General features: G+C 69.3%; 23 protein-coding genes. 9 read left to right on the top strand and 14 right to left on the bottom strand.

The window, feature by feature from the left end; translation table 11 throughout:
- The first annotated feature begins 10 nt into the window (after positions 1-10).
- Entirely contained in the window at positions 11-2,854 is a 2,844-nt protein-coding gene (locus V5F59_RS14890) for a DUF2339 domain-containing protein (protein WP_393982856.1), read from the top strand.
- Here the strand turns inward: V5F59_RS14890 and V5F59_RS14885 are convergent.
- Complete coding sequence (locus tag V5F59_RS14885) at positions 2,807-3,133, bottom strand: YnfA family protein (protein ID WP_393982857.1); 327 nt, start codon at positions 3,131-3,133, stop codon at positions 2,807-2,809. The genes V5F59_RS14890 and V5F59_RS14885 overlap by 48 nt on opposite strands.
- Positions 3,134-3,155: 22 nt before the next feature.
- Complete coding sequence (locus V5F59_RS14880; protein ID WP_393982858.1) at positions 3,156-4,025, bottom strand: 4-(cytidine 5'-diphospho)-2-C-methyl-D-erythritol kinase; 870 nt, start codon at positions 4,023-4,025, stop codon at positions 3,156-3,158.
- Between the two features lie 192 nt (positions 4,026-4,217).
- Here V5F59_RS14880 and V5F59_RS14875 point away from each other — a divergent pair, with 192 nt between their 5' ends.
- From V5F59_RS14875 to V5F59_RS14865, 3 genes are all read left to right on the top strand, one after another.
- Entirely contained in the window at positions 4,218-5,981 is a 1,764-nt protein-coding gene (locus V5F59_RS14875) for a tetratricopeptide repeat protein (protein ID WP_393982859.1), read from the top strand.
- A 106-nt stretch (positions 5,982-6,087) separates the two neighbouring features.
- A complete protein-coding gene (locus V5F59_RS14870) occupies positions 6,088-7,779 on the top strand; it encodes a formate--tetrahydrofolate ligase (protein WP_393982860.1) in 1,692 nt (563 codons plus the stop codon).
- An 82-nt stretch (positions 7,780-7,861) separates the two neighbouring features.
- Positions 7,862-9,034, top strand: a complete 1,173-nt coding sequence (locus V5F59_RS14865) for an acetyl-CoA acetyltransferase (protein WP_393982861.1) — start codon at positions 7,862-7,864, stop codon at positions 9,032-9,034.
- Positions 9,035-9,169: 135 nt separating this feature from the next.
- Here the strand turns inward: V5F59_RS14865 and V5F59_RS14860 are convergent, their stop codons facing one another.
- Both V5F59_RS14860 and V5F59_RS14855 read right to left on the bottom strand, forming a co-directional pair.
- The gene (locus V5F59_RS14860; RefSeq protein WP_393982862.1) at positions 9,170-9,952 is read right to left on the bottom strand and encodes a DUF1223 domain-containing protein; all 783 of its coding nucleotides are present in this window, start codon (positions 9,950-9,952) and stop codon (positions 9,170-9,172) included.
- A gap of 122 nt (positions 9,953-10,074) precedes the next feature.
- Positions 10,075-10,449, bottom strand: coding sequence for a gamma-butyrobetaine hydroxylase family protein (locus tag V5F59_RS14855; protein WP_393982863.1), 375 nt, complete (start codon positions 10,447-10,449; stop codon positions 10,075-10,077).
- 209 nt (positions 10,450-10,658) lie between these two features.
- Here V5F59_RS14855 and moaA point away from each other — a divergent pair, with 209 nt between their 5' ends.
- Positions 10,659-11,705, top strand: a complete 1,047-nt coding sequence (gene moaA / locus V5F59_RS14850; protein WP_393982931.1) for a GTP 3',8-cyclase MoaA — start codon at positions 10,659-10,661, stop codon at positions 11,703-11,705.
- A gap of 278 nt (positions 11,706-11,983) precedes the next feature.
- Positions 11,984-12,973: a DMT family transporter gene (locus V5F59_RS14845; protein ID WP_393982864.1), complete on the top strand. Its 990-nt coding sequence runs from the start codon at positions 11,984-11,986 to the stop codon at positions 12,971-12,973.
- Positions 12,974-13,030: 57 nt separating this feature from the next.
- On the opposite strand, the gene V5F59_RS14840 is transcribed toward V5F59_RS14845, so the two are convergent.
- From V5F59_RS14840 to V5F59_RS14800, 9 genes are all read right to left on the bottom strand, one after another.
- Positions 13,031-13,222 (bottom strand): hypothetical protein, encoded by a 192-nt coding sequence (locus V5F59_RS14840; RefSeq protein ID WP_393982865.1) that lies wholly within the window; start codon positions 13,220-13,222, stop codon positions 13,031-13,033.
- Positions 13,223-13,318: 96 nt separating this feature from the next.
- A complete protein-coding gene (locus tag V5F59_RS14835; protein ID WP_393982866.1) occupies positions 13,319-14,371 on the bottom strand; it encodes a sulfate/molybdate ABC transporter ATP-binding protein in 1,053 nt (350 codons plus the stop codon).
- Positions 14,368-15,291, bottom strand: a complete 924-nt coding sequence (cysW, locus tag V5F59_RS14830; RefSeq protein WP_393982867.1) for a sulfate ABC transporter permease subunit CysW — start codon at positions 15,289-15,291, stop codon at positions 14,368-14,370. The genes V5F59_RS14835 and cysW overlap by 4 nt, the downstream gene beginning before the upstream one ends.
- The gene (gene cysT, locus V5F59_RS14825) at positions 15,288-16,142 is read right to left on the bottom strand and encodes a sulfate ABC transporter permease subunit CysT (RefSeq protein ID WP_393982868.1); all 855 of its coding nucleotides are present in this window, start codon (positions 16,140-16,142) and stop codon (positions 15,288-15,290) included. Before cysT ends, cysW begins: the two co-directional genes overlap by 4 nt.
- A gap of 116 nt (positions 16,143-16,258) precedes the next feature.
- Positions 16,259-17,272: a sulfate ABC transporter substrate-binding protein gene (locus tag V5F59_RS14820; protein WP_393982869.1), complete on the bottom strand. Its 1,014-nt coding sequence runs from the start codon at positions 17,270-17,272 to the stop codon at positions 16,259-16,261.
- Positions 17,273-17,385: 113 nt separating this feature from the next.
- Positions 17,386-18,105: a phosphoadenylyl-sulfate reductase gene (locus V5F59_RS14815; RefSeq protein WP_393982870.1), complete on the bottom strand. Its 720-nt coding sequence runs from the start codon at positions 18,103-18,105 to the stop codon at positions 17,386-17,388.
- A gap of 22 nt (positions 18,106-18,127) precedes the next feature.
- Positions 18,128-18,628, bottom strand: a complete 501-nt coding sequence (locus V5F59_RS14810) for a DUF934 domain-containing protein (RefSeq protein ID WP_393982871.1) — start codon at positions 18,626-18,628, stop codon at positions 18,128-18,130.
- Positions 18,615-20,270 carry a nitrite/sulfite reductase gene (locus V5F59_RS14805; RefSeq protein ID WP_393982872.1) on the bottom strand — a complete coding sequence of 552 codons (1,656 nt, stop codon included), beginning with the start codon at positions 20,268-20,270 and terminating at the stop codon, positions 18,615-18,617. The genes V5F59_RS14810 and V5F59_RS14805 overlap by 14 nt, the downstream gene beginning before the upstream one ends.
- Positions 20,271-20,318: 48 nt before the next feature.
- On the bottom strand, positions 20,319-20,633 hold the full coding sequence (locus V5F59_RS14800; RefSeq protein WP_393982873.1) for a DUF2849 domain-containing protein: 315 nt from the start codon (positions 20,631-20,633) through the stop codon (positions 20,319-20,321).
- A gap of 328 nt (positions 20,634-20,961) precedes the next feature.
- Between V5F59_RS14800 and cysD the strand changes: the two genes are divergently transcribed.
- From cysD to V5F59_RS14785, 3 genes are all read left to right on the top strand, one after another.
- Positions 20,962-21,756, top strand: a complete 795-nt coding sequence (gene cysD, locus V5F59_RS14795; RefSeq protein ID WP_393982874.1) for a sulfate adenylyltransferase subunit CysD — start codon at positions 20,962-20,964, stop codon at positions 21,754-21,756.
- A 50-nt stretch (positions 21,757-21,806) separates the two neighbouring features.
- Positions 21,807-23,729 (top strand): adenylyl-sulfate kinase, encoded by a 1,923-nt coding sequence (gene cysC / locus V5F59_RS14790; RefSeq protein WP_393982875.1) that lies wholly within the window; start codon positions 21,807-21,809, stop codon positions 23,727-23,729.
- Between the two features lie 191 nt (positions 23,730-23,920).
- The gene (locus tag V5F59_RS14785) at positions 23,921-24,730 is read left to right on the top strand and encodes an enoyl-CoA hydratase/isomerase family protein (protein WP_393982876.1); all 810 of its coding nucleotides are present in this window, start codon (positions 23,921-23,923) and stop codon (positions 24,728-24,730) included.
- A gap of 315 nt (positions 24,731-25,045) precedes the next feature.
- Here V5F59_RS14785 and V5F59_RS14780 read toward each other — a convergent pair whose 3' ends face one another.
- Positions 25,046-26,137, bottom strand: a complete 1,092-nt coding sequence (locus V5F59_RS14780) for an Ldh family oxidoreductase (RefSeq protein WP_393982877.1) — start codon at positions 26,135-26,137, stop codon at positions 25,046-25,048.
- Positions 26,138-26,143 lie beyond the last annotated feature (6 nt).

The raw sequence follows: 26,143 nt of genomic DNA, 5'->3' as shown, positions 1-26,143 counted from the left end.
GGGCACGGGCATGGACGAGTGGGCTTTTCTCATACTGCTGGTCCTCGCCTTCCCGGTGATGGCGCTGATCGCCTTCATCCTCGCGCTCGGCCATCGCGGCCGGATCCGCCTGCTGGAGGCGCGGGTCGCGACGCTTGAGGCGCAGGTGGCCGAGGGCGAGCGGGCAGGGCGTGCCGTGGCCGGCATTGTCCCGCCGCCCGCCGCGGTGCCGGCCCCACCCGCACCGGAAGCGCCCGCGGCCTCCCTCCCCGCCGCGGCGCCTCCGGCTCCTGAGACGTTCGCGCCCCCGGTGCCCGTCCCGCCGGAAACCGCCGCTGCGGAACCCGCCGCGCCGGAACCGCCCCTGCAGGACGTGACGCGCCCGCCCGGTTTCGGCCGGCCGCGCGCCGTCGTCTCCGGTCCGTCGCCGGCTTCCGCCGGTGCGCTCAAGGACCGCCTCGCCGGCTTCGAGGAGAAGATCGGCGCCCGCTGGGCCGTGTGGGTGGGCGGTCTGGCGCTGGCGCTGGGCGGCATCTTCCTCGTGCGTTTCGCCGTGGAGCAGGACCTCATCGGCCCCGCCGCGCGGGTGACGCTGGGCCTCATGCTGGCGGTCGCCCTGCTGGCGGGTGGAGAATGGCTGCGCCGCAAGAACCGCCGGGACGGCATCGCGCCGCCGGCCGGGGCCGACGGCCTGCACCTGGTTCCGGACGTGCCGAGCGTCCTCACCGCCGCCGGCACCATGACCGCCTTCGGCAGCCTCTATGCCGCCTACGAGCTCTACCACCTGATCTCGCCGCAGGTGGCGTTCCTGGCGCTGGCGGCCACCGGCATCGCCACCCTCCTGGCCGCGCTGCTGCATGGACCGGCGCTGGCGGCGCTGGGCTTCGTGGGCGCGGCGGTGACGCCTTTCCTCATCAGCACCGGCGACCCCAACGCCTGGGGCGTCGCGCTGCTCATCGCCGCGGTGGCGGCGAGCGCGCTGGGCGTCGCGCGGGTGAAGCGCTGGGCGTGGCTCGCCTATCTCGCCATCGCCGGCGTGGTGGCCTGGGGCGTCACCCTCATCGCCTTCGAGGTGCCGCAGGCGGTGAACGCCTCCGGCGGACTGGGCCTCTTCCTGCTGGTGGCGACCGCGGCGCTGCTGGCGCCGGGCCTCCTGTTCGGTCCGCAGGCGGGGCGGCGGCACGACCCGGTCTCCTCGACCGGCGCCGCCGGCGCGCTGCTGGTGACGGCGACCGCGGCGATCGAGGGCCAGCTCGGGGGGCATGGGAGCGCCTCGTCCCTCACCCTCTATGTCCTCTGCGCGCTGGGCGTGCTGGGGCTGGCGTGGCGGGTGCGGCCGATGACCTATGCCACCCTCGCAGTGGCGCTGCTGACGCCGCTTCTCCTCACCCAATGGGTGTTCCCGCCCGAGCCGGGCACGACGGTGGCGCCGGCCGGCCCCATGGCCGGGGTGCTGCCGGAGCCGGCGCGCCTCTCCGCCGGGCATTTCATGACCTTCGGCTTCGGCATGGGCGCGGTGCTGCTGGGCCTGAGCCTCGCGGCGGCGCGGCGGCGGGAGGCCAAGGTCCTCGCCCTCGTCTGGGCGGTGGCCGGCACCATCGGACCGGCGCTGATGCTGATCGCGGCCTATGGGCGCCTCGCCGGCTTCGACCGCAGCCTGCCGTTCGCCGCCATCGCCCTGGCGCTCGCCTTCGTCTTTACCCTGGCGGCCGAGATGCTGGCGCGCGCGGCGCGCCGGCATGGGGCCACGGTGTTCGCTGCCGGCGGGGTGGTGAGCCTGGCGCTGGCCCTCACCTTCGCCCTGGAGAAGGGCTGGCTGACGGTGAGTCTCTCCCTCGCGGCGCTGGGCGTCGCCTGGGTATCCACGCAGCGGCCGCTGCCGGGGCTGCGGCAATTCTCCGCCGCCTTGGGGCTGGTGGTGCTGGGGCGCATCATCTGGCTGCCCAGCATCGCCATCGATCCGGGCCCCACGCCGGTCTTCAACTGGCTGCTGTGGGGCTATGGCGTGCCGGCGCTGGCCTTCCTCGGCGCGGCGCGGCTGCTCGCCAGGGGCGGGGACGACCGGGCGCGGCGCGTGCACGAATGCCTCGCCCTCGTCTTCTCCATGCTCCTGGTGGCGCTGGAGGTGCGGCACCTCGCCCACCACGGCGACATCTACGCCCCCGGCACGCAGCTGTTCGAGACCGGGCTGCTCTCGGTACTGTATGGCGCCTATGCGGTGGGCCTCGCGCGGATCGCCAATGCGACGGGGCGGTGGCTCACCCGCATCTTCTCCGATCTGGTGGCGGTGGCGGCCGCCTTCGCGGCCGTCGCCAGCCTCACCGGCAACAATCCCTTCAGCACGGGGGAGGGCGTGGGCGGGCCGGTGTTCAACGCGCTGCTCCTCGCCTATGGCCTGCCGGCGGGACTGGCGCTGCTGTTCGGCCTGGTCCAGCCGGCGGGGCGCGAGCAGGTGCGGCTCGCGGCGCGGGCGCTCGCGGTGGTGCTGGGGCTGGCCTATGTGACATTCGAGGTGAGCCGCCTGTTCCAGGGGCCCGAACTCGACTACGACGCCGTCACGGCAGCCGAGTGGTATGCCTATTCGGCCGCGTGGCTCGGCTTCGCCATCCTGCTCCTGCTGCTCGGCCTGTGGCGCGGCTCGCGCACCCTGCGCCTCGCCTCCGGGGCGGTGATGGTGGCGACGGTGCTGAAGGTGTTTCTGTCCGACATGTCGGACCTGGAGGGGGTGCTGCGGGCGGTGTCCTTCATCGGCCTCGGCCTGGTGCTGGTGGCCATGGGCTGGCTCTACCAGCGCCTGCTCGCCCGCGCGGCGCCGCCTGCCTCCGCCTCAGCTTCTGGGGCCGAACACGATGACGGCGGCTCCGGCAAGGCATAGCAGGGCGCCGGCCGCATCCCAGCGGTCGGGCCGCACGCCCTCCACCGCCCACATCCAGGCGAGGGAGGAGAGGATGTAGATGCCGCCATAGGCCGCGAATGCCCGGCCGGCGGCCTCCGCCTCCACGAAGGTGAGCGCATAGGCGAAGGCGGCGAGGCTCGCGAGGCCGGGGAGCAGCCACCAGGGCGAGCCGCCGAGCCGCACCACATGCCAGACGGCGAAGCATCCGGCGATCTCGCCCAGGGCCGCGAGAAGGAATGCGGGCAGCGTCGTGGTCATGAGGTCTCTTCCTTGCCGGCGGTTATCGCAGCACGGTGGGCTTCACCCACCATCCGGGCTCGGCCGCGTGCACGCGTCGTGCCAGGGCCGCGGCCGTCCGGCAGGTGTCGGTGAGGGCGAAGACCGTGGCGCCCGAGCCGGACATGCGCACCAGCAGCGCCTCGGGCGCCTGCGCCAGCCGCTCCATCACTCGCGCGATCTCCGGCGCGAGGCCGATGGCGGGGGGCTCCAGATCATTGGGGATGGCGCGCAACATGGCGAGGAGGGCGCCGCGCTCCACCGGCAGCGCGGCGGGATGCTCCGGGCCGGCCAGCGCCGTGCCGGGGGAGAGGCCGAGGGCGCGGAACACGTCCACGGTGGGCACGGCCACGCCGCAGTTCACCAGCACCGCGGGCAGGAAAGGCAGCGCGAGCGGGGGCGACAGGCGGTCGCCCACGCCGGCCATCAGCCGGGCCCGCGGGTCGAGGCAGACCGGCACGTCCGATCCGGTGGCCCGGGCGGCGGCCATGAGGCGGGGATCGTCGAGGGCAATGGCATTGAGGGTGGCGAGAAGGCGCAGCGCCGCCGCCGCATCCGAGGAGCCGCCGCCCATGCCCGCCGCCACCGGAAGGCGCTTTTCCAGCCGGAAGGCGCCGAGCGCGGCGCCGGGCACCTGGGCGAGGAAGGCGCGGGCGGCGCGCAGCACCAGATTGTCGTCGTCCGGCCCGGCGGCGCCGGCGGTGGGGCCGCTGACGGCGAGGGCGAGGGGGCGGCCGGCCTCCAGCGTCACGAGGTCGCCGGCGCCGGCGAAGGCGACCAGACTCGCGAGATCGTGAAACCCGTCCGCCCGCCGGCCGGCGACGCGAAGGGTGAGGTTGATCTTCGCCGGGGCACGGGAGCGAAAGAGCTGCATGGCCGGCTTATGCCGCGCGGTCCCCGGCCGGGCAAGGTCGTCTCTTGCGCCCGCCCGCCTGCGCGGCGTGCAACGCGGTGTGTGCAGTTGCGAAACTTGCAGCATGGGGGGAAAGCCGCCATCCTCCCGCCATCTCACCCGGATTGGATGGCTGCGACCGCCCCCCGGCCGGCACTTCAGGAATCGCGATCGGTGACTTCACGCCCCTTTTTCTCCGTGGCCCTCGCGGCCGGCCTTGCCGCGCTGCTCCAGCTCACCGTTCCCGCCCGCGCCGAAGCGGTTCCGGATGTCGATGCCTCCCTGGCCGGAAGCTACCTTGCCGCCCGCCTCGCCATCGTCGAGCGCGACAATGATGCGGCCATCACCTACCTGCGCAACCTGCTGCGCCTCGATTCGCGCAATGACGAGATCGTCGAGCGCACCTTCTACGTGATGCTCATCGACGGGCAGGTCGACGAGGCGATGAAGCTCACCGACCGCCTGCTGAAGACGGACCGGACCCATCGCATCGCCCGGCTGGCGCTGGCGGTGAAGGCCATCAAGAAAGGCCATTACCAGAGCGCGCGCACCAACCTCGCCGTCTCCATGAGCGGTCCGGTGGGCGACCTAACCAAGACCCTGCTCGCCGCCTGGACCTTCTACGGCTCCAACAATGCCAAGGGCGCGGTGGACCTCATCGACCGCCTGGAGGGGCCGGACTGGTACGCGCCCATGAAGGAGCTGCACGCCGGCCTCATCCTCGATGCGGCGGGGGTGAAGAAGGAGGCGGGCAAGCGCCTTGAGCAGGCGATGAAGCTTGATCCCGGCTCGCTCCGGGCCATCGACGCCTATGCCCGCTGGGCCTCGCGCAACGACAACATCCCCGCCGCCATCGCCGCCTACCAGAGCTTCGACAAGCAGCTGCCCGACCACCCGCTGGTGGTGCAGGCGCTGAAGGAGCTGAAGGCCGGCAAGCCGCTGCCGCCGCTGGTGAAGTCGGCGCAGGAAGGCTCGGCGGAAGTGCTCTACGGCCTCGGCTCCCTGCTGGGCCGGCAGGGGGGCGAGGACCTCGCCCTCGTCTACCTGCAGTTCGCCATCTGGCTCGATCCCGACCATCCTTTCGCCAGCCTCACCCTCGCCGACCTCTACGAGCAGCTGAAGCAGGCCGACAAGGCGATCGAGGTGTATGAGTCGGTGCCGGCCTCCTCGCCGCTCAAGCGCAACGCGGACGTGCACCTCGCCATCAACCTGGACGCGACCGACAAGTTCAACGAGGCCCGCGCGCATCTGGACAAGATCATCGCGCAGGACCCCAAGGACATCGAGGCCATCATGGCCCTGGGGCGCATCCTTCAGTCGCGCAAGATGTTCGCGGAATGCGCCACGGCCTATTCCAAGGCCATCGCGCTGGTGCCCCAGCCCACCAAGGCCAATTGGGCGCTGTTCTATTTCCGCGGCGTCTGCAACGAGCGCTCGAAGAACTGGACCGGCGCCGAGGCGGACCTGAAGAAGGCGCTGGAGCTGAACCCGGACCAGCCGCAGGTGCTCAACTATCTGGGCTATTCCTGGGTGGACCAGGGCACCAACCTGGACCAGGGCCTCAACATGATCCGCAAGGCGGTCAAGCTGCGCCCGGACGACGGCCCCATCGTCGACAGCCTCGGCTGGGCCTATTACAAGCTCGGCCGCTACAACGAGGCGGTGACCGAGCTGGAGCGTGCCGTGGAGCTGATGCCCCAGGACCCGGTCATCAACGACCACCTGGGCGACGCCTACTGGAAGGCGGGGCGCAAGCTGGAGGCGAGCTTCCAGTGGGCCCACGCCCGTGACCTGAAGCCGGAGCCGGAGGATCTCACCAAGATCCTGGTGAAGCTGGACAAGGGTCTCGACGTGGCCGAGCAGCCCGCCCCGGTGCTGAAGGCCGAGGAGAATTCCGCGCCGGCCCCTGCGGCCGCCCCGGCCCCCGCCGCCCAATAGGGCGGCGCGCCGCTCGTCTCGCCCCCGGAACCGTCTGCTGTTCCGGCGGGGTGCTTCCCTCGGGCTGTGGGAGCCGCTAGGTTCTCCCCGCCCAGGGACCCTTTGCATGCATCAGAGAACCGCCCGCCCGCTCGACCCCATGTCGGACGCGGCCATCGCTGCCAGTGTCGTGCCGCTTCCCATCGAGGAGGTGGCGGAAAAGCTCGCCGTCCCCGCCAAGGCGGTCTACCGCTACGGGCCCCACAAGGCGAAGCTCGGGCTCGATTTCGTCTCCACCCTCGCGCCCACCGGCAAGCTGGTGCTGGTCACCGCCATCAACCCCACGCCGGCGGGGGAGGGCAAGACCACCACCACCATCGGCCTCGGCGACGCGCTTTCGCGCCTCGGCACCAAGGTGGCCGTGTGCCTGCGCGAGCCCTCCCTCGGCCCGGTGTTCGGCGCCAAGGGCGGCGCCACCGGCGGGGGACGGGCGCAGATCATCCCCATGCAGGACATCAACCTGCACTTCACCGGCGATCTCCACGCCATCACCGCCGCCCACAACCTGCTGTCGGCGCTGATCGACAACCACATCCACTGGGGCAACGCCCTCGATCTCGACGCGAGACGGATCAGCTGGCGGCGGGTGATGGACCTGAACGACCGCGCGCTGCGGCAGGTCACCATCGGCCTCGGCGGCCCGCCCAACGGCTTCCCGCGGGAGGACGGCTTCGACATCACGGTGGCCAGCGAGGTGATGGCCATCCTCTGCCTCGCCGACAGCCTCCAGGACCTGGAGGCGCGCCTCTCGCGCATGGTCATCGGCCAGACCCGGGGTCGGCGGATGGTAACCGCGGAGGAGCTGGGCGGCATCGGCTCCATGGTGGCGCTGCTGCGCGACGCCTTCCAGCCGAACCTGGTGCAGACCATGGAGGGCACCCCAGCGCTGGTGCATGGCGGCCCGTTCGCCAACATCGCCCACGGCTGCAATTCCGTGATGGCGACCAGAAGCGCCCTCGCCCTCGCCGACGTGGTGGTGACCGAGGCCGGCTTCGGAGCTGATCTCGGAGCCGAGAAATTCCTCGATATCAAGTGCCGGCAGGCGGGTCTTGCGCCATCCGCCGCCGTGGTGGTCGCCACGGTGCGGGCCCTGAAGATGCATGGCGGCGTGGCGGTGAAGTCCCTCGGCATTCCGGACGTGGCGGCGGTGAAGCTTGGCTGCGCCAACCTGAAGCGTCACGTGGAGAACCTCTCCAAGTTCGGCTTGCCCGTGGTGGTAGCGCTAAACCATTTCACCAGCGACACGGACGAGGAAGTGGCGGCGGTGGCGGCGGAACTGTCCCCGCTGGGCGTCTCGGTGCATGTCTGCCGGCATTGGGCGAAGGGCGGCACCGGCGCCGAGGACCTCGCCCGCGCGGTGCTGGAAGCCATTGAGAAGCCGTCCGATTTTCGCTTCCTCTATCCGGATGCGCTGCCGCTCGCCGAGAAGATCGAGACGGTGGCCCGGGAGATCTACCGGGCGGAGCGGGTGGATTTCTCCACCGCCGCCGCGGCCAAGCTGAAGGAGTTCGAGGCCGCCGGATTCGCCCACCTGCCGGTGTGCATGGCCAAGACGCAATATTCCTTCTCCGCCAATCCCTTGGCCCGCAATGCCCCATCCGGCCACGTGCTGCCGGTTCGGGAGGTTCGCCTGTCCGCCGGCGCCGGATTCGTGGTGGCTTTGGCCGGGGATATCATGACCATGCCGGGCCTGCCCTCCGCCCCCGCCGCCCACGAGATCTTCGTGATGCCGGACGGCTTCATCGCGGGCCTTTCCTGAGCCGGCCCGCGGTCCTATCTGATACGTACTGATCGGTATCATCCAACGCCAACGCGGCGTCACGCCGCCGGGAGAACGTCTCATGGACAGCAAGGCCGCCATCGTGGGCTGGGCCCATTCGCCCTTCGGCAAGCTTGAGGATGCCGACACCGAGGCGCTGATCGGTCGCGTCGCCGGCGCCGCCATCGAGCATGCGGGCCTTGCGCCGGCGGATGTGGATTCGATCCATGTGGGCGTCTTCAACGCCGGCTTCCAGAAGCAGGATTTCCAGGGCGCCATGCCTGCGCTGAGCGTGCCGGAGCTGGCGCATGTGCCTGCGGTGCGCCTTGAGAATGCCTGCGCCACCGGCTCCGCCGCCATCCATTCGGCGCTGAACTACATCGAGAGCGGACAGGGCCGCATCGCTCTCGTGGTGGGCGCGGAGAAGATGACGGCCAAGCCCACCGCGGAGGTGGGCGACATCCTGCTCAACGCCTCCTACCGCAAGGAGGAAGCGGACATCGAGGGCGGCTTCGCCGGCGTGTTCGGGCGCATCGCCCAGACCTATTTCCAGCGCTACGGGGACCGCTCCGAGGAGCTGGCGCGCATCGCCGCCAAAAACCACAAGAACGGCGTTTCCAATCCCTACGCGCAGATGCGCAAGGACTTCGGCTTCGAGTTCTGCAACACCATCTCGGAGAAGAACCCCTACGTGGCCGGTCCCCTGCGCCGCACCGACTGCTCGCTGGTGTCGGACGGCGCGGCCGCGCTGGTGATCGCCTCCGCCGACGTGGCCGAGACGCTGCAGCGGGCCATCGCCTTCCGTGCCCGCGCGCAGGCGAACGACATCCTGCCCCTGTCGAAGCGCGATCCTATCGCCTTCGAGGGCGCCCGTCGCGCCTGGGTGAAGGCGCTGGAGAGGGCCGGCATCACGCTGGACGACCTGAGCCTCGTGGAGACCCACGACTGCTTCACCGTCGCCGAGCTCATCGAGTACGAGGCCATGGGCCTCGCCAAGCCGGGCGAAGGCTACAAGGTTGTGCGCGAGGGCATCACGGAGAAGACCGGCAAGCTGCCGGTGAACCCTTCGGGCGGCCTGAAGTCCAAGGGCCATCCCATCGGCGCCACCGGCGTCTCCATGCACGTGCTCTCCGCCATGCAGCTCATGGGCGAGGCCGGCGACATGCAGATCGAGGGTGCGAAGATGGCTGGCGTCTTCAACATGGGCGGCGCCGCGGTGGCCAATTACGTGTCCATCCTCGAACGGGCGAAGTGAGCAAACGCAACCGGTTGCGAAGCGCGCCGGATTGGCGATGAAGTGAACGGCGGGCGGTCCCCTTGGGGCCGCCCGCCTGCGTATCAGGCACGGCGCCACGTTGGCGTCGCTCAAGCATTGCGCCGGCCCCTGGTGTCAGTTGGTTGCGGCGGAGAGGATCGGCCCACCTTCGGGCGCCTGCACCAGGATGGCGGTGCGCAGGCCCGGGGTGGTCTCGGGCCGGGCGAAGCGCACAGGCTGGCCGTTCCAGCCGCCGAGGCGCTCCAGCCGGCGCACCACGCTGGCATGGGGCAGCGTGCGGCCCGCATTCTCGCCGCGGCGCACGGGGACCTGGACCACGGCAGGATCGTATTCCACCAGCCACACGTCGGCCGGCGCATCGGGCACCGCGCCTTTGCCCACGGCCACCTCGCGCGTGCCAACGGCGACCTCCGGGCCGGCAAGCGGTCCGGCGCCGACAATGGCGCGCTCGATATCCGGCAGGCTGAAGCCGACGCGGCTGACGCGCCCGTTCACCACCATCTGCGGCGTGAAGGGACCGCGTTCGCCCAGCCGCGGCTCGTAGCGATACTGGCGCTGGGTGAATTCCGGCCGGCCGAAGGTGTCCCGCCAGCCGAGGTGGTCCCAATAGGTGACGCTGAAGCTCAACGTGAGCACGTCCGGCCGCTCGCTCAGGGCGATGAGGTTGGCATCCGCCGGCGGGCAGGAGGAACAGCCCTGGCTGGTGAACAGCTCCACCACCGTGAGGTGCTGCGCGCGTGGGGCGGCCTGCGCGCTCCACGCCGCGGCGAGGGGAAGAATGACGGCGCCGGCTGCGACCAGCCGGCGCAGGGCGCGGGAACGATCGGCAGCCGGGAAGGGAATGCGCCCGGCCTTGGGATGGCGCTCGAGCTCGGGATGGCGCTTGGTCTTGGGCATGATCAGCTCCGCGGCGGGACGCTACCCGCGCGGGTCTGGGGTGCCGGGCTGTCCCGCTCGTCTTTCTCCGGTCGGCGACGCGGGGTTACAGCCTCACGTCATCGTGTCAGCCGGCTTCGAGCTCATCCCCGCGACAGGCCCTTGTCCTCCAGCGCCTTGAGATAGGCGCCGAACTTCTCCTCCTGCTCCACGCCGTAGGTGTAGAGCAGCTCCCAGGTGTAGATGCCGGTGGAGTGGCCGTCGTCGAAGAGGATGCGCACGGCGTAGTTGCCCACCGGCTCGACCTGCGTGATCCGGACCGCTCGCTTGCCGGGCACGACGATCTTCTCCTCGGGCTGGTGGCCCTGCACCTCGGCGGAGGGGCTTTCCACCCGCAGATATTCGGCGGGCAGGGTAAATCTGGCGCCATCCTCGAAGGTCACGGCGAGGGCGTGGCGCTCGTTCACCACGCGCAGTTCCGTGGGCCATGCAGCGGTGGGGGCAGTACCTGCGGCCATGGTGTTCTCCCGTCGCGGGATGCGGGGCCACACCGCAATGTGTTCGGCCGTGCACCCTATCCATCTGCGCCTTGCATACGATATATAGGGCATGCGCCGAAGTCCGCGCACTGCCGCAGGTTCTGTGTGCCGGGTCGGACCTCGAGATCGGCCGAAGCCGGCAGGGGAGGCGGCGCAGGGTGGTGTCGAGGAGTGGTCACGTGAGTGAAGTGCCGAGGGACCTGATCGACCGCCCGGGCGCTGCGGCCGCCGCCAAGGCCGGGCCGCTGGTGGATACGTTCGGGCGCGCCGTCACCTATCTTCGCGTCTCCGTGACCGACCGCTGCGATTTCCGCTGTGTCTATTGCATGGCGGAGCACATGACCTTCCTGCCGAAGCAGGACCTGCTCAGCCTTGAGGAACTGGACCGCCTGTGCAGCGCCTTCGTGCTGCGCGGGGTGCGCAAGCTGCGCCTCACGGGCGGCGAGCCGCTGGTGCGGCGCGACGTGATGACCTTGTTCCGCAGCCTCTCCCGCCATATCGAGGCGGGGCGGCTGGAGGAGCTGACGCTGACCACCAACGGCTCCCAGCTCGCCCGCTACGCGGCCGATCTCGCGGCCTGCGGGGTCAGGCGCATCAATGTTTCCATCGATACGCTGGACCCCTCGCGCTTTCGCGCCATCACCCGCTGGGGCGACCTCTCCAAGGTGCTGGAAGGCGTGCGCGCCGCCGCTGCCGCCGGGCTCAAGGTGAAGATCAACGCGGTCGCGCTGAAGGATGTGAACGAGCATGAGATCGCGTCCATGATGGAATGGGCGCACGGGGAAGGCCACGACCTCTCCCTCATCGAGGTGATGCCGCTGGGCGAGGTGGGCGAGGAGCGGGTGGACCAGTATCTGCCGCTCTCCACCGTCCGGGCGCGGCTTGAGGAGCGCTTCACCCTCACCGACATCGACTACCGGACCGGCGGCCCCGCCCGCTATGTGGAGGTGAAGGAGACGGGCGGGCGCCTCGGCTTCATCACGCCGCTGACCCACAATTTCTGCGAGGGCTGCAACCGCGTGCGCGTCACCTGCACCGGCACCCTCTACATGTGTCTCGGCCAGGACGATGCGGCGGACCTCCGGGCGCCGCTGCGCGCCTCCAGCGGTGATGCGCTCCTGCACGCGGCCATCGACGAGGCGATCTTCCGCAAGCCCAAGGGGCATGATTTCATCATCGACCGGCAGACCCGCCAGCCCGCCGTGCGGCGGCACATGAGCACCACCGGCGGCTGATCCCTTCCGCAAATGCGGCAAGAAAGGGGCGGCAGCATGCCGCGGGCGAAGGGCTCTTGCGCGAGCCCCTGCATTTGAGCAGGCCGCGATTTACTCCACGTGAGTTACATCTGGCGCATCAAATCGATGAGGGGCGGATATCCGGTTCGCCCCACGGGAGAAAACCCAAAGAGGTTGGACGTGAGCCTGCCCCGGCCCGTCGCGCGCCCTCGCGCCGGTCATCCTTTCCTTGTCTTCACACCGTCCCGTGTCGTGCCCGCGGCAGCGGAGCGCGCCCTATGAATGCGGCCCCGACCTCGGTGAAGGCCGGTCACGCCGCGGCTTCGTCCGCGGTGAAGGGCGTCCTTGCCATGGCGGTGTCCATGGCCCTGTTCGTCACCAACGACACCTTTCTGAAGCTCGCCATCCGCGAGGTCCCGCTGGGCGAGGCGCTGGGCCTGCGCTCCTTCGTGGCGGGCCTGTTCCTGCTGGCGCTCATCGTGGCCGCGGGCGACATGCCGGCGCTGCGCTATGCCTTCAATCCACGGGTGGTGATGCGCTCCACCCTCGATACGCTGACCACCTTCGTCTATGTGGCGGCGCTGGCGGTGATGCCCATCGCCTCCACCACCACCATCTACATGGCCACCCCGCTGGTGACGACCGCCCTCGCCGTGCCCATGCTGGGCGAGAAGGTGGGCTGGCGCAGCTGGTGTGCCATCATCGTCGGCTTCCTCGGCGCGGTCGTGGTGACACGGCCGGATCCGGCCACCTTCAACGCCATCGCCATTTTGCCGCTGCTGGCGGCCTTCTTCGGCTCGGTGCGCGATGTCTCCACCCGTGGCATCGGCATGCAGATTCCGGGGACGGTGGTGGGCTTCTCCGGCACACTCGTGCTGTGCGCGACAAGCGCCGTCTTCGCGTTCTGGGAAAGCTGGAGGATGCCCTCGCTGGAGGTGGTGGCCTACGTCACCGCGGCCGGCTTCGCCTTCGGCGGCGGCACGCTGCTGCTGGTGTTCGCCTTCCGCAGCGCGCCGGTGGCGTCGATCTCGCCCCTGCGCTACCTCTTGGTGTTCGGGGCGCTGGTGTCGGGCTACTTCGTGTTTGGCGACACGCCGGATGCCTGGACCACGGTGGGCATGGTGCTGGTGGTGGGGGCGGGGCTCTATGCGCTCCACCGCGAGCATGTGAAGAGCCGTGCGGCGCGTCGCGCCGCAGCCGGCGCTTCCGGGCTCGGAAGCGCTTCCTCCTGCCGTCCCGCGCCCGCCTGCGCGCCCACCCGCGATTGAAGCCGGGGGCCCCGCCTTCGCACGAGGGCGCGGGATCCGAGGGCGAGGGGCTGCTGCTTATCCGCTGTTCTTGGGACGATAGTCGCCGGTGACCGGATCCCGCTCCAGCGGCACGGTCTTCAGCTCGCCACGCTCGGCGGAGCGATGGCGGGCGAGAGCTTCGTTCACGCGGCGCGTTTCGGCCGCAATGACCTTCGCGAGGGCCACGGCGCCGAGGGCGCCCAAGGCGACGACGATGAGCGGGGGCACGGGTCTTCTCCCTTCCGGCCGCCGGAAAGCGGGGCCAGCATCGGTCAATTCACCATGCACCCATGGCGAAATCTCGTCGATGCCGTTCTGCCGCGCTCACCGCGCGGCCTGGGGGAACACCTTGTAGCGGCGCGGCAGGAGGCCGATCTGCGTGCCGGGCTCCAGCGCCCGGCCGTGGGGCACCGCCGCCTCGACGATCACCGGTCCCGCGCTGCCGGCGAGTTCCACGTCCGCCCGTCGCGTGGGGCCGAAGGTGCGCACCGCCAGGACCTTGCCGGAGAAGGGGGTGGCATCCGGATCGGCCAGCTCCACCTCGTGGGGGCGGGCGAGGATGCGCGCCGGACCGTCGGCGACGCCCTGCGGGTCGAGATCAAGGGCCCGCGCGCCGAAATAGAGCGCGCCGCCACGCACCTCTCCGGGAAGGGCGACGGTCTCGCCGATGAAATCGTGCACGAAGGCGGTGGCCGGGTCGTCATAGACCTCCGCCGGCGAGCCCACCTGCTCGATCTTGCCGTGACCCATCACCACCACGCGGTCGGCCAGCTCCAGCGCCTCTTCCTGGTCGTGGGTGACGAGCACCGAGGTGACGGGCAGCTCCTCGTGCAGGTGACGCAGCCAGCGGCGCAGCTCCTTGCGCACCTTGGCGTCGAGGGCGCCGAACGGCTCGTCCAGCAGCAGCACACGCGGGGAGATGGCGAGCGCCCGCGCAAGGGCCACGCGCTGGCGCTGGCCACCGGAGAGCTGGGCGGGATAGCGCTCGGCCAGCCAGTCGATCTGCACCAGGGAGAGCAGCTCATTCACCTTCTCGCGGATGGCGACCTCCGGCAGCTTGTCCGCCCCGCGCCGCACGCGCAGGCCGAAGGCCACGTTCTCGAACACGTTCATGTGCCGGAACAAGGCGTAGTGCTGGAACACGAAGCCCACGTTGCGCTCCCGGACGGAGCGGGAGAGGGCATCCTCCCCGTCGAACCGCACCTCGCCCGTGTCGGGCCATTCGAGGCCGGCGATGATGCGCAGCAGCGTCGTCTTGCCCGACCCCGACGGCCCGAGCAGGGCGACCAGCTCGCCGCTGCGGATGGTGAGGCTCACATGGTCGAGGGCGGTGAAGGTCTTGAAGCGCTTGGTGACGCCGACAACGTCGATGGTCATCTGTCTTCCTCGGCGAGGCGGTGTTCCAGGATGGTCTTGGCGATCAGCGTCACGAGGGCGAGCAGCGCCAGGAGGGACGCCACCGCGAAGGAGGCGACGAACTGGTATTCATTATAGAGGATCTCGATGTGCAGCGGCATGGTGTTGGTGAGGCCGCGCACATGCCCCGACACCACCGACACCGCCCCGAACTCGCCCATGGCGCGGGCGTTGGACAGGAGCACGCCGTAGAGCAGCGCCCATTTCACATTGGGCAGGGTCACCCGGAAGAAGGTGGAAAGGCCCGAGGCGCCGAGCGAGATGGCCGCCTCCTCCTCCGCCGTGCCCTGCTCCTGCATCAGCGGGATCAGCTCGCGTGCCACGAACGGGAAGGTGACGAAAATGGTGGCGAGGACGATGCCCGGCAAAGCGAAGATGATCTTGATGTCCCACGCCTGAAGGTAAGCAGCGAACAGGCCCTGCGAGCCGAACAGCAGCACGTAGATGAGGCCCGCCACCACCGGCGAGACAGAGAACGGCAGGTCGATGAGGGTGATGAGGAAGGTCTTGCCGGGAAACTCGAACTTGGCGATGGACCAGGCCGCCACCAGGCCGAAGATGAGGTTCGCCACCACCGAGATGACCGCCACCAGCACCGTGAGGCGGATGGCGGCGAGCGCGTCCGGCTCCACCAGGGCCGCCACATAGGCCTGCCAGCCTCGCTTCAGCGCCTCGTAGAAGACGGTGATGAGCGGCATGCCGATGAACAGGCCCACGAAGGCGAGGGCGATGACGGTCAGCAGGATGCGCACCGCCTTCGGCTCGGTGCGGACCGGCCGATGCCGGTTGGTGTAAGCGTGCGACTGGGCCAAGGCCGAGGGCAGGCCCTCGCTGGCCCCGTGGACGGGCTCGGCGCTGGCGGTCTGGTCGAGCGCGTTCATGCGTGTTTCGCTCCACGCGTCTCGGCCCAGCGCTGCAGGCGGTTGATGACGAGCAGCAGCACGAAGGAAGCCAGCAGCATCACGGTCGCGATGGCGGTCGCGTCCGCATAGCGGAACTCCTCCAGCCGGATGACGATGAGCAGCGGCGCGATTTCCGAAATGCCCGGCAGGTTGCCGGCGATGAAGATGACGGAGCCGTATTCACCGACCGCGCGGGCGAAGGCGAGGGCGAAGCCGGTGAGCAGGGCCGGCCACACGGAGGGAAGCACCACCTTCACCAGCGTCTGCGTGCGTGTGGCGCCGAGGCTCGCGGACGCATCCTCCAGCTCCAGGTCGAGGTCGGCCAGCACGGGCTGCACGGTGCGCACCACGAAGGGCAGGCCGATGAAGACGAGGGCGACGAGGATGCCGAGCGGCGTGAACGAGACCTGGATGCCGAGCGGCTTCAGAAGCGCGCCGATCCAGCCGTTCTCCGCATAGAGCGCGGTGAGCGCGATGCCGGCCACCGCGGTGGGGAGGGCGAAAGGGATGTCGATGAGCGCATCCACCACCTTCTTCAGCGGGAAGTCGTAGCGCACCAGCACCCAGACCACGATGGCGCCGAACACCACGTTGATGGCCGCGGCGACCAGCGCGAGACCGAAGGAGATCTGCAGCGCGTGCAGGGTGCGGGCGGCGGTGACGATGGCGATGAAGCGCTCGAAGGAGAGCTCGCTCGTCTTGATGAACAGCGCCGACAGCGGCAGCAGCACGATGAGGCTGAGCCACGTGAGGGTCAGCCCGAGCGTGATGCCGAATCCCGGGATCACGGTCTGCTGGCGGAAGGCGAGGCGGGACGGTGAGGCGCTCATGAAGGGGAACTTATAAGCTCTGTGGCAGTGTGCGTCTCGTGTCCCGATAGCGCAGCCGCCGCCCCCGGCATCGGGGTCCGGGAGCGGCGGCCACGCTCGGGTTCAAGGGATGGGGCTCAGTTGCCGGTGATCTGGTCGAACACGCCGCCATCGGCGAAGTGCGTCTTCTGTGCCTTCTGCCAGCCGCCGAACACATCGTCGATGGTGAAGAGCTCGACCTTGGCGAACTTGTCCTTGTACTTGGCGGCCACCTCGGCGTTGCGCGGCCGGTAGTAGTTCTTGGCGGCGATCTCCTGCCCCACCGGGGTGTAGAGGAACTGGAGGTAGGCCTCGGCGATGGCGCGGGTGCCCTTCTTGTCCACCACCTTGTCCACCACCGCCACCGGCGGCTCGGCGAGGATGGAGAGGGAGGGCGTCACGATGTCGAACTTGTCGGGGCCGAGCTCGTTCACCGAGAGATAGGCCTCGTTCTCCCAGGCGATGAGCACGTCGCCGATGCCGCGCTCCACGAAGGTGACGGTGGAGCCGCGGGCGCCGGTGTCGAGCACCGGGGCGTTCTTGTAGAGCGCCTGCACGAACGCCTTGGCCTTGGCTTCGTCGCCGCCATTCTTCTTCAGCGCATAGCCCCAGGCGCCGAGATAGTTCCAGCGCGCGCCGCCGGAGGTCTTCGGGTTGGGGGTCACCACCTTGATGCCGGGCTTCACCAGATCGTCCCAGTCCTTGATGCCCTTGGGATTGCCCTTGCGCACCAGGAACACGATGGTGGAGGTGTAGGGGGAGGAATTGTCCGCCAGGCGCTTCTGCCAGTCCTTGGCGAGCAAGCCCTTCTCGGCGATGGCGTCGATGTCGTAGGCGAGCGCCAGGGTCACCACGTCCGCCTCGAGGCCATCAATGACCGAGCGGGCCTGCTTGCCCGAGCCGCCGTGGGACTGGTTGATCTTCACCGTATCGCCGGGATGCGCCTTCACCCATTCCGCGATGAACGCCTTGTTCACGTCCACATAGAGCTCGCGGGTCGGGTCATAGGAGACGTTCAGCAGGGTGATGTCGGCCGCCGCGGCAGACCCGACGGTGAGAGCGAGCGCGGCAGCGGCAAGGCCGGTGCGCAGGAAAGCGCGGCGAGACGACATCGGAACCTCCAGCGAAACGATCCGTCTAACGGATCCATCGTTCGATGAACCGAACGATGGCATCGGCTTCGCGAAGGGTCAACACCTTTTCTCACAAAATCTATGGAATTAAATTAAATCCCATCTCCAAAATGGATACCGCATTCGGTCTTGGCCTTCCCCCGCCAGCGGCCGGCACGCGGATCCTCCCCCGGCTTGACCCGCGTGGTGCAGGGCATGCAGCCGATGGAGGCGAACCCGTGCTTCTCCAGCGGGTGCCGGGGCAGGGCGTGGGCATCCATATAGGCAAGAAGGTCGTCCCGGCCCATGGCGGCTAGCGGGTTGAACTTCACCCGCGCCCCGTCCTGCTCCACGAAGGGAATGGCGGTGCGGGTGGCCGCCTGGTAGCGCTTCCGACCGTTGATCCAGGCCGCGTAGGGGCCGAGCGCCCGGGCCAGCGGCTCCACCTTGCGCAATGCGCAGCAGGCATCCGGATTTTCCGCCCACAGGCTGCTGTCCGCATCCTGCGCCGCCAGGGCGGCGGGGTCGGGAGAAAAGGTCTGCACGTTGGTGAGGCCGAGCTGCTCGGCGAGGGTGTCGCGATAGGCCAGCGTCTCCTCGAACAGGTGCCCGGTATCGAGGAAGAGCACCGGCGTCGCCTTGTCGAGCTGCGCGATCATGTGCAGCAGCACCGCCGATTCCGTCCCGAAGGAGGAGACCGCGGCGATGCGGCCGGGGAAAGCGTCGAGCCCGGCGGCGATGATCTCCAGCGGCGAGGCCGTCTGCAGCCTTGCATCGAGGGCCGCCACGTCCAGCGCGGGCGCGGCACGGTCCATGGCGTTCATGGTTGTCATTCCCTGCTGTCGTTTCCGCCCGTCACGTCGGGGCCGCTGCACGGCGGGTGTCGCGCACGGTGGCGCGCCCGTCGCCGGTGGGCTGGTAGAAGACCGAATAGGTGGCGAGCGCCTTGCCGAAGGCCTCGGCATCCGCTGCCTTCTCGAAGCTGAAGGCGTCGAATCCGGCACGGACCATCATCAGCGTCTGGTCGCGCAGCACGTTGCCCACCGCCCTGAGCTCGCCCTTGTAGCCGTAGCGCTCGCGCAGCAGGCGCGCCTGGCTGTAGGCGCGCCCGTCGCGGAACTTGGGGAAGGCGAGGGTGATGAGCGAAAGCCGGTCGAGGAAGGGCTGAAGCTCCGAAACATCGCGATTGTTCGGCCAGGCGACCCCGATCTCGCCGTTGCGCCCGGCGAGGGCCGCGCCGTCCGATAGGAGGCGGTCGGCGGAGACGATCACCGCGCCGTCCGGCAGGGTCGCGTCATCGGCCACCGCGACATAGGCGTCCTCGGCGACGGGCGCGCCATTCTTAACGAGAGGCATAGGCGCGCTCCTTGAAGGGCTCGACGCCGAGGCGTTGCACGGCGGCGATGAAGGTTTCCGAGGGCGAGGTCCGCAGATCCAGATAGGTATCGACGAGGCGTTCCACCACGTCCACGATCTCGCTCTCCGGCACGGCCGGGCCGATCAGCTCGCCGATCCGCGCCTTGGAATTGCCCTTGCCGCCCAGTGTCACCTGGAAGAATTCCTCGTCCTTCTTCTCCACCCCCAGGATGCCGATGTGCCCCACATGGTGGTGGCCGCAGGCGTTGATGCAGCCGGAAATGTTGAGGTGCAGCCGGCCGATGTCGGCGATGCGGGCATCGTCCGCGAAGCGCTCGGTGATCTTCTGGGCAATCGGGATCGAGCGGGTGTTGGCGAGCGAGCAGTAATCGAGGCCGGGGCAGGAGATGATGTCGGTGATGAGCGCCACGTTGGGGGTGGCGACGCCGATGGCCTTCAGCTTCGCCCACAGCGCCGGCAGGTCCTTCTGCCGCACATGGGGGAAGGTGAGGTTCTGCTCGTGGGCGACGCGGATCTCGCCATAGGCATATTCGTCCGCGAGGTCGGCGATGGCGTCCATCTGGTCCGCCGTGGCATCGCCGGGCGGGGCGCCCACCGGCTTCAGGGACAAGGTGACGATGGCGTGGCCGGGCACCTTGTGGGCCGCGACGGAATTGCCGTACCAGCGGGAGAAGTCCGCATTGCTGGCGAGCGCCGTGGTGAGGGCGGCGGGGGCCTCCTCCAGCGCTTCGAAGGCGGGGTTCACGAAGCGGTCGCGGATGGCGTCGAGGGCCGCCTCGTCCAGCTTCAGGGCCCCGTCGCGGATCTCCGCCCATTCGGCCTCGACCTTGCGGGCGAAGGCTTCGGCGCCGAGCTCATGCACCTGGATCTTGATGCGCGCCTTGTAGATGTTGTCGCGCCGGCCGCCGAGATTGTAGGTGCGCAGGATCGCCTCGAGATAGGAGAGCAGATCCTCCTTCGGCAGGAACTCGCGGATGGTCTTGCCGATGAAGGGCGAGCGGCCGAGCCCGCCGCCCACCATCACCTCGAAGCCGGTCCTGCCGTCGCGCTGGTGCAGGCGCAGGCCCACGTCGTGCACGCGGACGGCGGCGCGGTCGTGCTTGGAGGCGGTGATGGCGATCTTGAACTTGCGCGGCAGATAGGTGAATTCCGGGTGCAGCGTGGACCACTGCCGGATCACCTCCGCATAGAGGCGCGGGTCCTCCACCTCGTCCTGGGCGGCGCCCGCCCACGGATCGGTGGTGGTGTTGCGGATGCAGTTGCCTGAGGTCTGCAGGCCGTGGATGCCCACCGCGGCGAGGTCGGCCATGGCGTCCGGCAGCTCGGCGAGCTTGATCCAGTTGAACTGGATGTTCTGCCGGGTGGTGAAGTGGCCGTAGCCCCGGTCGTACTTGCGCGCCACCGCGGCCAGCGCCTTGAGCTGGGTGGAATTGAGCGTGCCGTAGGGAATGCACACCCGCAGCATGTAGGCATGGAGCTGAAGATACACGCCGTTCATGAGGCGGAGCGGCTTGAACTCCTCCTCATTCAATTCGCCGGACAGGCGGCGGCCCACCTGGTCGCGGAACTCTGCGACGCGTTCCTGAAGGAACGTCCGGTCGAACTCGTCATAGACATACATGGTCGCGAACTCGCAGGTCGAAGGGCCGCCGGGCGTCGACGCCGGCCGTCAGGCGGCGTTATTCAGGAAGATGGTCGGGCCCGCAACGCGGATGCGCTCCCGCAGGTTCGCCGGCTCCGGCTTGCCCTCGGCGGACAGGCGGACCGAGGCGGAATAGGCGCCCACGGCGGTGTTCTCGTCCGCATGGGCGATATCGAGCAGGCGCAGCACCTCGTCGCTGGTGGTGCCCACCGCCGCGTCCGCGATGGTCTCGCTCCAGCTGCCATCAGCGGCGAGCCAGACCGAAATGCCATCCGCGAGGCGGTTCGCGGTCACCACGGTGGGGCCGTTGATCTTCAGCTTGCGCTGCAGGGGAGAGGTCATCTCTTTACCTCCGCGCCCGCCCATTTACCAAACTCACAGCGGGAGAGCGCTAAATTATCCAGTTGACGTGTGTCTTAAGCTAAATTACCGATCAAAATTGCGCAATATGAAAATAACCGCCTCTCGGAAATGTAAAATCTACCAGTTTGGTAGAATTTAAATGGGCATCGCCCCGGCCTTCGATCGACCTGAAGGAGATCAAGGACATGGGCCGCGTGGGGTGGTTAGGGCTTGACATCTGCCCCCGTCCGGGCGCGTAGCCTCTCGTCAGGGCGGCCGGACCATGGGGCATCAGGGCGCCGACTGGGCGCCGCAAGGGAATGACGGCATGACGCGTCTCGATGCGCTGGAAGCGCAGAGCATCTTCATCTTCCGTGAGGCATTCGCCCAGCTGCGCAAGATCGCCATGCTGTGGTCGTTGGGCAAAGATTCCAACGTGATGATCCACCTGGCGCGCAAGGCCTTCTTCGGCAAGCTGCCTTTCCCGGTGATGCACGTGGATACCGGCCGCAAGTTCCCGGAGATGTATGCCTTCCGCGACCATTACGCGAAGGCGTGGGACCTCGACCTCATCATCGAGGATTGCCCGCCCCTCGAAAGCACGGACCCGACCCTGCCGCCCGCCGCCCGCTCGGCCGCCCGCAAGACCGAGGGCCTGCGCATGGCGCTCGCCAAGCACGGCTTCGACGGCGTGATCGCCGGCATCCGCCGCGACGAGGAGCCGACCCGCGCCAAGGAGCGTTTCTTCTCCCCGCGCGGCACCGACGGCGCCTGGAACGTGCGCGAGCAGCCGCCGGAGTTCTGGGACCAGTACAACACCGCCCTGACCCCCGGCGCCCATGTGCGCATCCATCCCATCCTGCATTGGACCGAGATGGACATCTGGGCCTACACCCAGCGCGAGCAGATCCCGGTGATCCCGCTCTATTTCTCCAAGGACGGCAAGCGCTACCGCTCGCTGGGCGACAAGGACATCACCAATCCGGTGGAGTCGAACGCATCGACGCTGGACGAGATTCTCGCCGAGCTTGCGGTCACCAAGACGTCCGAGCGCTCAGGCCGGGCCATGGACCACGAATCCGAAGACGCCTTCGAGCGCCTGCGCACCGCCGGCTACCTGTGAGGTCGCCTTTTCCTCCGTGCGCCGTCCGCGATTTTTGAAGAGATCATCCCATGTCCGCTGTGCCGCTCACCACGTCCCCTGCTGCTCCGGCCGCCGCACCCCCGATCGAGCGCGAACTCCTGCGCATCGTCATCGTCGGCCATGTGGACCACGGCAAGTCCACCCTCGTCGGTCGACTCCTGCACGAGACCGGATCCCTGCCTGACGGCAAGCTGGAGATGCTGAAGGCGGTCTCCGCCCGCCGCGGCATGCCGTTCGAGTGGTCGTTCCTGCTGGACGCGCTGCAGACCGAGCGCGACCAGGGCATCACGGTGGATACCAGCCAGATCCGCTTCAAGACGGCGCAGCGCGACTATGTGCTCATCGATGCGCCCGGGCATGTGGAGTTCCTGCGCAACATGGTCACCGGCGCGGCCCAGGCCGATGCCGCCGTGCTGCTGGTGGATGCGGGCGAGGGCGTGCGTGAGCAGACGCGCCGCCACGCCTTCCTCCTGCACCTGCTGGGCCTGCGGCAGGTGGCGGTGGTGGTGAACAAGATGGACCGTGTCGCCTTCGACCGGGCCGTGTTCAAGACCATCGAGGACGAGGTGTCCGCCTATCTCGCCGGCTTCGGCCTGCGCCCGTCCTTCGTGATCCCCGTGTCGGCCCGCGACGGCGACTTCATCTCCGAGCGCACCGCGCGGCTGCCCTGGTACGACGGGCCGACGGTGATCGAGGCGCTCGACGCCTTCACCGCCCCGCCGAGCCTTGCCGACCAGCCGCTCCGCTTCCCCATCCAGGCGGTCTACAAGTTCGACGAGCGGCGCATCCTCGCCGGGCGCATCGAGAGCGGGCGCCTGTCCGTGGGCGATACGCTGGCCTTCGAGCCGGCCGGCACCACGGCGACGGTGAAATCCATCGAGGCGTGGCCGGGGCCGGCGCCGGACACGGTGGAGGCCGGCCAGTCGGTGGGCATCACCCTCGACAAGGACATCTTCGTCACCCGCGGCGACATGGCCGCCCACGGAGACCAGCGCCCGCGCGCCGCCAAGAGCCTGAAGGCGCGCGTGTTCTGGCTGGACGACGAGCCTCTGAAGGCCGGCGACCCGGTGGTCGTGCGCCTCTCCACGGCTGCCGCCCCGGGCGTGGTGAGCGCCGTCACGAGCGCGGTGGATCCCGCGAACCTCGTCACCGAGGGGCAGGCCACCCTCGGCCGCAACCATGTGGGCGAGGTGGAGATTTCCCTTCGCCGCCCGCTGCCTGCGGATCCCTACCATCTCAATGCCCTGACCGGCCGCATCGTGGTGGAGCGTGACCGGCGCATCTGCGGCGGCGGCATCATCCTGCATGCCGCCCGCGAGGCGAGCGTGGAGGTGGCGAAGCGCGGTCCCGTGGTCGCGGTCGATTCGGCCGTCACCGCCGCCGAGCGCGTCACGCGCAACCGCCACGGGGGCGCGGTGCTCTGGCTCACGGGCCTTCCGGCGGCCGGCAAGTCCACCGTGGCGCGGGCCATGGAGCGGCGGCTGTTCGACCTGGGCGGCTCGCCGGTCTATCTGGATGGCGACACCCTGCGCACGGGCCTCAATTCGGACCTCGGCTTCTCGCCGGAGGAGCGCTCCGAGAACATCCGCCGGGTGGCGCATCTCGCCGCCTTCCTCGCCAAGAACGGCCATGTCGCCATCGCCGCCCTGGTCTCGCCCACCCGGGCCGATCGGGCGCGGGCGCGCGAGGTGTGCGGCAACTCCTTCCACGAGGTGTTTATCCGCGCCTCGCTCGCGGTATGCGAGGGGCGCGATCCGAAGGGCCATTATGCCCGCGCCCGCAAGGGCGAGATCGCCAATTTCACCGGCATCTCAGCTCCCTACGAGGAGCCGGAGATCCCCGAGGTGGTGGTGGATACCACGGGAGACCTCGCCGATTCCGTCGCGGCGCTGGAGGCCTATCTGGAAGAGGCCGGCGTGCTGTTCCCAGCGGACACCGATTCGCCCATCTGAGGGGGGCGTCTCCGGGTGCGGCCGGAGCCAGCCTTCCTCCTGCGCGGCCCCCCGCGCGTGCCTGGCCCCCGGCTTGTCCGGGGGCTTTGCATGTCCGGCCCCCTCCGCGCTTGTGGCCCCCTCGCGGCTTTGGCAGCTTGACGCTCCCTGCGCTCGCCGCCCTCGCGGCGGGCCAAGCCGAGGAACGCCCCATGAGTCCCGAGAGCGCGAGCGCCGAAGCCGCCCCGATCCTGCTCGATATTGCCGAGGGCATCGCCCGCATCCGCTTCAACCGCCCGCAGGTGCTCAACGCCATCGACGAGCCGGCCGTGCTGGCGCTGAAGGCGGCGGTGGACAAGGTGGCGAAGGACGAAAGCGTGCGCGTGGTCGTGCTCTCCGGCGAGGGGCGGGCCTTCCTCGCCGGCGGCGACGTGGGGCGCTTCCACGCCGCGGGCCGCGACGCGCCCAAGGTGGTGAATGCCATCATCGACCCGTTCCATCACGCCATCCTGACCCTGGCTGCCATGCCGGCCCCGGTAATCGCCAGCCTGCACGGCGCGGTGGCGGGGGCTGGCGTCTCGGTGGCGCTGGCGGCGGACCTCGCCATCGCCGCCGACGACATCAAGCTGACCCTCGCCTACACCCGCATCGGCACCTCGCCGGATGGCTCGGCCTCCTTCTCGCTGCCGCGGGTGGTGGGGCTGCGCAAGGCCATGGAGATCGCACTCCTCTCCGACACGCTGGATGCCGCGGAGGCGTTGCGGCTGGGGCTGGTGAACAAGGTGGTTCCCGCCGCTGACCTGAAGTCCGAGACCGACATCCTGGCGAAGCGCCTCGCCGCCGGGCCGACGCTGGCCTACGGCCGCATCAAGCACCTGCTGCGCGCGTCCTTCGGCCATAGCCTTTCCGACCAGCTGCATGCCGAACGCGATGCCTTCGTCGCCTGCGCCGGCACCCGGGATTTCGCCGAGGGGGCCGCCGCCTTCGTGGAAAAGCGTGCGCCCAAGTTTGAGGGCCATTGAACCCGGCATCCGTTCGCCATGGACGCCAGCGGCCGGCGGGGATGCGACCTCGCCGGCCGCTTTTCTTTTTGCTGGAAGGCGTTGGGGGGGGGGGCTGGCCGGGGCCTCGCAGGGCGGAGGCAGATCGGCTTAAATAACATATTAAAATTGTTTATTGACTCAATTCACTTTTAATATAAAAATCGTGGAAATAGTGGAAAGTGAATTATGAGCACCATCGCACGCGGCCGCGTCTTCCGGGACGGCGCCCTCTTCCTTCTGGCCTACGGCATCATCGTCGCGGCTGTCGTTTTCGGCTGATCCGGTTCGCGCCGCTCATCCCGCCACGGGCTTCGGCCGGGGCAGGCCATAGCGCGCGGCGAGGCGGTCGAAGGCCTGGGCCGTGGCGGGGTCGATGGGAATGCCTTCCCGGCGCCGCTGCTCGGCCACCAGCCATTCCCGGTCGCCCGGCGCCATCACCCTGTCCCCCGGCGCGGGCCGCGAGGCGCGCAGGGTTTGCCGGTAGCGTGTCATGGCGGCGTTGAAGTCCGTCTCGTCCAGGAACGCGCCCGGCGTCAAGGCCATCACGAACGCCCCCACATTGCGTGGCGTCGCGAAGTCCGGCCCACCCATGGGTGCAATATCGAAGGACAGGCGCGCGCCGGTGAGAACAGCGCTGAAGATCTCCACCACGCCGGCCAGCGCCGCTCCCTTGAAGCCGAACGCCCCGCCGAGCGGCGCGAGCATATCCACCGCGTGCGGGTCTGTCGTGTCGTGCCCCTCCTGGTTCGAGGCCACCTCGGCCGGCAGCGCGCACTCCAGGCTGCGGTAGAGCAGCACGCGATTGTACGGGATGGCGCTGGTCGCCATGTCGAGCAGCCAGGGGTCCTCGCCCTCGACCGGGACACCCATGGCGATGGGGTTGGTGCCGTGGAAGCGTTCGGCGCCGCCATGCAGCCGCACGAAGCTGTCCGAATTGCAGAAGGCGAGGCCGATGAAGCCCTTCTCCGCCGCCTGGAGCGCATAGGCGCCCGCGGCCCCGAAATGGGAGGAGTTGCGGATGGCCACCGCGCCCATGCCGTAGAGCGCCGCCTTCTCCATGGCCCGGTCCATGGCCGCATAAGCGGCGCGGGCACCGTGGGCGTGATCGGCGTCGAGGCTCGAGACTGCCGCCGCCCCATCCGTGAAGCGCAGGGCCGGCCGCGCATTCACCCGGCCGCCTTCGATCACGGCCACGTAATGGTCCAGCAGCCGCACGCCGTGGCTGTCCACGCCGATGCGCGAGCCATGCAGCATGGCTCGGCTCGCCGCCTCCGCGGTCTCCGGCTCCGCGCCGGCGGCGCGGAGGGCCGCGGTGCAGAAGGCATGGAGGTCCGCCTCCCGATGGCGTTCGCCGGCAACGGGGAGGGGGGCAGGGGCGGCGGTCATGTCGGC

The organism is Xanthobacter nonsaccharivorans, assembly GCF_043194755.2.
GTDB lineage: Bacteria > Pseudomonadota > Alphaproteobacteria > Rhizobiales > Xanthobacteraceae > Xanthobacter > Xanthobacter autotrophicus_G.
The sequence above is the reverse complement of the archived record's forward strand: the minus strand, read 5'-3'. Positions and strand labels throughout refer to the sequence as shown.

What these genes read in the sequence shown, in the direction of transcription:
- V5F59_RS14880 (WP_393982858.1), bottom strand. Translation starts at nt 4,025, where the DNA reads ATGCAGCTCTTTCGCTCCCGTGCCCCGGCGAAGATCAACCTCACCCTT.
- V5F59_RS14810 (WP_393982871.1), bottom strand. Translation starts at nt 18,628, where the DNA reads ATGCCTCTCGTTAAGAATGGCGCGCCCGTCGCCGAGGACGCCTATGTC.
- cysT (WP_393982868.1), bottom strand. Translation starts at nt 16,142, where the DNA reads ATGAGCGCCTCACCGTCCCGCCTCGCCTTCCGCCAGCAGACCGTGATC.
- V5F59_RS14860 (WP_393982862.1), bottom strand. Translation starts at nt 9,952, where the DNA reads ATGCCCAAGACCAAGCGCCATCCCGAGCTCGAGCGCCATCCCAAGGCC.
- V5F59_RS14780 (WP_393982877.1), bottom strand. Translation starts at nt 26,137, where the DNA reads ATGACCGCCGCCCCTGCCCCCCTCCCCGTTGCCGGCGAACGCCATCGG.
- V5F59_RS14855 (WP_393982863.1), bottom strand. Translation starts at nt 10,449, where the DNA reads ATGGCCGCAGGTACTGCCCCCACCGCTGCATGGCCCACGGAACTGCGC.
- V5F59_RS14865 (WP_393982861.1), top strand. Translation starts at nt 7,862, where the DNA reads ATGGACAGCAAGGCCGCCATCGTGGGCTGGGCCCATTCGCCCTTCGGC.
- V5F59_RS14885 (WP_393982857.1), bottom strand. Translation starts at nt 3,133, where the DNA reads ATGACCACGACGCTGCCCGCATTCCTTCTCGCGGCCCTGGGCGAGATC.
- V5F59_RS14785 (WP_393982876.1), top strand. Translation starts at nt 23,921, where the DNA reads ATGAGTCCCGAGAGCGCGAGCGCCGAAGCCGCCCCGATCCTGCTCGAT.
- V5F59_RS14870 (WP_393982860.1), top strand. Translation starts at nt 6,088, where the DNA reads ATGCATCAGAGAACCGCCCGCCCGCTCGACCCCATGTCGGACGCGGCC.
- cysW (WP_393982867.1), bottom strand. Translation starts at nt 15,291, where the DNA reads ATGAACGCGCTCGACCAGACCGCCAGCGCCGAGCCCGTCCACGGGGCC.
- cysD (WP_393982874.1), top strand. Translation starts at nt 20,962, where the DNA reads ATGACGCGTCTCGATGCGCTGGAAGCGCAGAGCATCTTCATCTTCCGT.
- V5F59_RS14845 (WP_393982864.1), top strand. Translation starts at nt 11,984, where the DNA reads ATGAATGCGGCCCCGACCTCGGTGAAGGCCGGTCACGCCGCGGCTTCG.
- V5F59_RS14835 (WP_393982866.1), bottom strand. Translation starts at nt 14,371, where the DNA reads ATGACCATCGACGTTGTCGGCGTCACCAAGCGCTTCAAGACCTTCACC.
- cysC (WP_393982875.1), top strand. Translation starts at nt 21,807, where the DNA reads ATGTCCGCTGTGCCGCTCACCACGTCCCCTGCTGCTCCGGCCGCCGCA.
- V5F59_RS14820 (WP_393982869.1), bottom strand. Translation starts at nt 17,272, where the DNA reads ATGTCGTCTCGCCGCGCTTTCCTGCGCACCGGCCTTGCCGCTGCCGCG.
- V5F59_RS14815 (WP_393982870.1), bottom strand. Translation starts at nt 18,105, where the DNA reads ATGACAACCATGAACGCCATGGACCGTGCCGCGCCCGCGCTGGACGTG.
- V5F59_RS14890 (WP_393982856.1), top strand. Translation starts at nt 11, where the DNA reads ATGGACGAGTGGGCTTTTCTCATACTGCTGGTCCTCGCCTTCCCGGTG.
- V5F59_RS14805 (WP_393982872.1), bottom strand. Translation starts at nt 20,270, where the DNA reads ATGTATGTCTATGACGAGTTCGACCGGACGTTCCTTCAGGAACGCGTC.
- V5F59_RS14800 (WP_393982873.1), bottom strand. Translation starts at nt 20,633, where the DNA reads ATGACCTCTCCCCTGCAGCGCAAGCTGAAGATCAACGGCCCCACCGTG.